1 protein-coding gene is annotated in these 935 nt (G+C 48.2%); it reads left to right on the top strand.

Annotation, left to right across the window (positions count from 1 at the left end):
- Positions 1–808, top strand: an 808-nt coding sequence (locus LZP96_RS23920; RefSeq protein WP_044703026.1) for an IS110-like element IS5075 family transposase, incomplete at its 5' end; no start/stop codon positions are given.
- Positions 809–935 lie beyond the last annotated feature (127 nt).

Genomic DNA, 935 nt, shown 5'->3' with positions numbered 1-935 from the left:
AGAGTTAGGGCATTTTCCAAAGCTGATATCACCGCAATTTGTCCGCCCATTCGTTAAAAGCAACAAAAATGACTTCGTTGATGCTGAAGCTATCTGTGAAGCAGCATCACGTCCATCTATGCGTTTCGTGCAGCCCAGAACCGAATCTCAGCAGGCAATGCGAGCTCTGCATCGTGTCCGTGAATCCCTGGTTCAGGATAAGGTGAAAACAACTAATCAGATGCATGCTTTTCTGCTGGAATTTGGTATCAGCGTTCCGCGAGGTGCTGCCGTTATTAGTCGACTGAGTACCCTTCTTGAGGACAGTAGTTTGCCTCTTTATCTCAGCCAGTTACTGCTGAAATTACAACAGCATTATCACTATCTTGTTGAGCAGATTAAAGATCTGGAATCTCAGTTGAAACGAAAGTTGGACGAAGATGAGGTTGGACAGCGCTTGCTGAGTATTCCCTGCGTTGGAACGCTGACTGCCAGTACTATTTCAACTGAGATTGGCGACGGGAAGCAGTACGCCAGCAGCCGTGACTTTGCGGCGGCAACAGGGCTGGTACCCCGACAGTACAGCACGGGAGGTCGGACGACATTGTTAGGGATTAGCAAGCGGGGCAACAAAAAGATCCGAACTTTGTTGGTTCAGTGTGCCAGGGTATTCATACAAAAACTGGAACACCAGTCTGGCAAGTTGGCCGACTGGGTCAGGGAGTTGTTGTGTCGGAAAAGCAACTTTGTCGTCACCTGTGCTCTGGCAAACAAGCTGGCCAGAATAGCCTGGGCACTGACGGCGCGACAGCAAACTTACGAAGCATAAAGGCAGAAATACACCAGTTTAAACAATCATTCATCTGGTTTTGCGAATACTGATATTGATGATACTAACGGCCCACCGGCCTGTTGAGGAACCTGTAAAACGGAAAGGCTCATTGAAGCCGTATATT

The organism is Huaxiibacter chinensis (assembly GCF_022171985.1).
GTDB lineage: Bacteria > Pseudomonadota > Gammaproteobacteria > Enterobacterales > Enterobacteriaceae > Enterobacter > Enterobacter chinensis_A.
The sequence above is the reverse complement of the archived record's forward strand: the minus strand, read 5'-3'. Positions and strand labels throughout refer to the sequence as shown.